Origin of the sequence: Streptosporangium sp. NPDC006013, from assembly GCF_040614275.1 — a bacterium.
Classification (GTDB): Bacteria; Actinomycetota; Actinomycetes; order Streptosporangiales; family Streptosporangiaceae; genus Streptosporangium.
Genome location: NZ_JBEXUE010000649.1, coordinates 1 through 4600 on the forward strand (window position 1 = coordinate 1; position 4600 = coordinate 4600).

Below are 4600 nucleotides of genomic sequence, written 5' to 3' on the forward strand. Positions count from 1 at the left end.
CCGAGCTTCAGCTCCAGATGATCACCCAGAGGGCCGCCGAGCTCCGCGAGCAGGCCGACAGCCACCGCCTCGCCCGCGAGGCTCAGCAGGCCAGCAAGGCCCGCTCGGGCGGCAAGCGCCGCAGGGGCCTCCTCGGCAAGATCATTCCGGCATGACCACGTCCCGAGAGCCCGGCCGCCTTCTGTCCGGCCGGGCCTCTCTGCCCCCGTAGAAGATCGATTTCACCGAGCGAAAAATAAGGAGAGTGCTACCTGTAAGGCATGACATGCTGACAGACATGGTGGGTCGGGCGGTAAGCCCCGTCTTCGTAGGACGGGAGGCGGAGCTTGCGGATCTGACCGAGGCATTCGAACAGACACGGAAGAACGCGGCGACGACGGTGCTGCTCGGCGGCGAGGCCGGCGTCGGCAAGTCACGGCTGATCGGGTGTTTCGCGGAACGGGCCTCGGCCGACAGCGCCCACGTGCTTAACGGGGGCTGCGTGGAGCTGTCGACCGAGGGCCTCGCCTACGCGCCGTTCACCGCGGCGATCCGCCAGCTCGTCCGCGAGTGCGGTGCCGAGGAGGTCGCGGCGCTGCTCCCCGAGGGAGGGGCACGCGACCTGGCCCGGCTACTGCCCGAGTTCGGCGAGCCGAGCGGCGACACGGAGAGCGACACCGCCCGGGCTCGGCTCTTCGAGCAGGTTCTCACCCTGCTGGAACGGCTCGCCGAGAGCCGGCCGGTGATCCTCCTCATCGAGGACGTCCACTGGGCCGACAGCTCCAGCCGCGATCTGATCGCCTTCCTCAGCCGGAACCTTCGCGCCGCTCCCGTGCTGATGGTCCTCACCTACCGCTCCGACGAGCTCCACCGCCAGCACCCGCTCAGGCCGGTGCTCGCCGAGCTCGGCCGGCTGGACGGGGTCCTCCGGATGGACCTGCCCCGGCTCACCCTGCCGGAGGTGGCGGCCCAGATGGCCGGCATCCTCGGCACCGCACCCGAGCTCGCCCAGGTGAACAGGGTCTTCCAGCGCAGCGAGGGCATCCCGCTCTTCGTCGAGGCGCTGATGGAGTGCGGCGGCGACTGTACCTTCCCCGACTCCCTGCACGACCTGATCATCGGCTCCGTCGAGCGGCTCCCCGAGGAGACCCAGCGGGTGCTGCGCATCGCCGCGGCCGGCGGCATCCGGGTGGGCCACGCCCTGCTCGCCGCGGTCAGCGGCCTGTCCGACGTCGACATCGACGACGCGCTGCGCACCGCGATCGCGGCCAACGTGCTGCAGGTCACCGACGGCCACGCCTATGTCTTCCGGCACGCGCTGATCCGCGAGGCCGTGCACGACGAGCTCCTGCCGGGTGAGCACGTACGGCTGCACGCCCGCTTCGCCGAGGAGATCGGCAACGACCGCGCGCTCGTCCCGCCCGGCCGGGCCGCCATCGAGATCGCCCACCACTGGCACGCCGCCAGAAACGACCTCTGGGCCCTCATCTCCGCCTGGGAGGCCGCGGGCAAGGCCGCGAAGACCTTCGCCTACAAGGAGATGATGCAGCTGCTTGAGCGGGTGCTCACGCTGTGGAGCAAGGTCCCCGACGCCGCCGAACGCATCGGTGTCGACCACACCACGGTCCTGGAGCGTGCCTCGGAGGCCGCGAGCGCGTGCGGGGAGGTCGACAGGGGCAGCAAGTTCGTCAAGGCCGCACTGGACGAGCTCGACGAGCGGACCGAGCCCGCGCGGGTGGCGGACCTGCTGGTACGGAGGTCGCAGTTCAAGAAGGCCAAACGGAAGCCGGGGGTGCTCGACGATCTCCGCTATGCCGAGCGGCTGGTCCCCGAACCGGGGCTGGACCGCGCCGAGGTGCTGTCCAAGCTGGGTTCGTACCTGATGTTCAGCGGCGAGCTGGACGAGGGGACGGCGCTCACCGAGGAGGCGCTGCGGATCGTGCGCGAGTACGGCGAGGAGCCCCTGGAGGCCGAGCTGCTGCTCAACCTCGCGCTGGGCGACTCGATCGCGGGACGCGTCGACGCCATGGCCCGGCTCAACGCGAGAGCGCAGGCGATCGGCGAGCGCGTCGGCTCCGGCGGCAGCGTGCTGCGCGCCCTCGCCAACAACGTGGACGCGCTGAACAACATGGGCCGCTCCACCGAGGCGATCGAGCTGGCGCTCGAAGGGGAGCGACTGGCCAGGAAGTACGGCCTCTACCGGGTCCAGGGCACGTTCATCGCCAACAACCGGGCCGAGGCGCTGGACGCGCTGGGCAGGTTCGAGGAGGCGGCCCAGCTGGCCGAGCAGGCCCTGGGCATGGACCCCATCCTGCGTACCCGCCACCACCTGCGGCGGATCCGCGCCGACGTGGCGCTCGCCCGGGGCGAGACGGACGTGCTCAGGTCCGTCCTGAACGAGGTGGGCGCCTTCGACGCCGCCTCGGAGGAGTTCACCCAGGAACTGACCACCAACTCCCGGCTCCTGATCGGCCTGCACCTGCTCGACGGGGAGCCGCTGGCCGCGCTGGAGGTCGCCGAGCGGGTGGCCCGGGAGGAACGGATCATGAGCAAGCCCATGCTGGGCTGGCGGATGCTCGACCTGCTCGGAGGGGTCTGCGAGACGATCGGGGCGTTCGCCCCCGAACGGGTGGCGGCGCTGCGCGCCCGCGTCGAGGAGGCGGCGGCCGCGATGACCGTGGACAACCCCGTCTCCGAGGCCTACCGGCTCGGTGTCGCCCGCGACCACGACGCCGCGGCCGCGGCCTGGGAACGACTGGACCGTCCCCTCCCGCAGGCGAGGTCACTGCTGCACGCCGGACGGGCGGCGGCCGGTGCAGGCGATCGCGACGGTGCCGCCGACCGGCTGCGCACCGCCCATCCGATCGCCGTGGCGATCTCCGCCCGGCCACTGGCGGGCGAGATCTCCTCGCTCGCCCGCCGGGTGGGGATCTCCCTGACCGACCGGACGGAGAGCGGGGAGCAGCTGCTGACCCCGCGCGAACTGGAGGTGCTCCGGCTGGTCGCCCAGGGACGGTCCAACCGTGAGATCGCCGCCGAGTTGTTCATCTCGGCCAAGACCGTGAGCGTCCATGTCTCCAACATCCTCGGCAAGCTGGGCGTCTCCACCCGGGGCGAGGCGGCCGCTGCCGCCCACCGCCTCGCCCTGATCGGCTGACCTCCTGCATCATGGATACCGATCGGATCGGGAAGAGGAGACAGACGTGCAGCGCGAGAATGGCATCGCCGTCGGCATGACACCCGCTCCCCCTGAGTCTTCGGGGGTGCGCGGAGCGATCGCCGCCAACCTGCGCCGCACCCGCCTGGCCCGAGGGTTCAGCGTTCGCGAGCTGGCCGAGGTGACCGGCGTGAGCAAGGCGCTCATCTCCCAGGTCGAGCGCGGCGTGGCCAACCCCACGGTCGAGGTGCTGTCGCGGCTCGCGGCCTCCCTGGAACTGACCTTCGGCGAGCTGACCCGGGTCCACCTGACCGGCCCGGAGGTGATCCGCCACGACGAGGGACTCGTCCTCCCCGCCGGGGACACGACGGTCCGCGCCTTGTTCGCGGCCCCCGACCGGCGCCGCTTCGAACTGGCCGAGGGCCACATCCCGCCGGACACCCGCAGCGCCAAGAGCTCCCACGGCCGCGGCTCGGTGGAGCACGCCTACGTCGTCTCCGGCGAGGTGACCGTCGAGACCGAGGAGTGGTCGGTCACCATCGCCGCAGGTGACGCCGTGCGCTTCGCCGCCGAGTCCGACCACGTCTACGCCACCGGCTCCGCCGCCTGCCGCGTCCTGACCCTGATCTCGTTCTCCGAGGACTGACGACCGTCGCGGGCGGTTCTGCCGGGGCGCGCGAGCCGGTCAGTCCAGCCAGTCGCCGGAGCCGTCGGGGACGCTGGCCAGCAACGCCCGGGTGTAGGGATGCTCGGGCGCGTCGAGCACCCGGTCGGCGAGGCCGGTCTCCACGCACGTCCCCGACTCCAGCACGTAGAGCCGATCGGCGATCTGGCGGACCACGGCCAGATCGTGGGTGATGAACAGCATCGCCATGGACAGTCGTTCCCGCAGCTCGGCGAGGAGACCCAGCACCTGAGCCTGGACCGAGACGTCGAGCGCCGACACCGGCTCGTCGCAGATCAGCAGGCGGGGCTCGCCCGCCACCGCGCGGGCGATCGCCACCCGCTGCCGCTCACCGCCGGACAGCCCCGCCGGGCGCATCCCGGCCATGTCGCGGGCCAGGCCGACCGACTCCAGGAGCCGGGCGAGGTCGTCCGGCCCGGCGGGACGGCCGTCGGCCCACAGCGCCTCCCGCAGGGTCGCCCCCACGGTCCGGGCGGGGTTGAGCGTCGAATAGGGGTCCTGGAAGATCATTTGTGAGATCCGGCGGGCCTGGCGCACGGCCGCGCGCCCCATCCGCCCGTAGTCGGAGCAATCCGCGCCGCCAAGCAGGATCGCGCCCCCGTCCGGACGCTCCAGCCCGGCGACGCATCGGGCCAGCGTGGTCTTGCCCGATCCGGACTCGCCGACCACACCGACGACCTCGCCCGGAGCGACCGTCAGGCTCACGCCCGCCAGCGCCGGGTGCGGGCTCCCGGCGAACCACCGGCGCAGGTCACGCACCTCCAGCACCGGCTCGGCCG

Annotated in this window: 3 protein-coding genes; 2 read left to right on the top strand and 1 reads right to left on the bottom strand. The window is 72.1% G+C overall.

The window, feature by feature from the left end:
- Positions 1–277 precede the first annotated feature (277 nt).
- Both ABZ260_RS47020 and ABZ260_RS47025 read left to right on the top strand, forming a co-directional pair.
- Complete coding sequence (locus ABZ260_RS47020; protein WP_355631374.1) at positions 278–3136, top strand: AAA family ATPase; 2859 nt, start codon at positions 278–280, stop codon at positions 3134–3136.
- 46 nt (positions 3137–3182) lie between these two features.
- Positions 3183–3782: an XRE family transcriptional regulator gene (locus ABZ260_RS47025; protein ID WP_355631376.1), complete on the top strand. Its 600-nt coding sequence runs from the start codon at positions 3183–3185 to the stop codon at positions 3780–3782.
- A 39-nt stretch (positions 3783–3821) separates the two neighbouring features.
- Here the strand turns inward: ABZ260_RS47025 and ABZ260_RS47030 are convergent.
- Positions 3822–4600: ATP-binding cassette domain-containing protein (locus tag ABZ260_RS47030; RefSeq protein ID WP_355631379.1), on the bottom strand; the 779-nt coding region annotated here is incomplete at its 5' end.

Coding starts and splice junctions, on each gene's coding strand:
- ABZ260_RS47020 (WP_355631374.1), top strand. CDS start 278: ATGGTGGGTCGGGCGGTAAGCCCCGTCTTCGTAGGACGGGAGGCGGAG.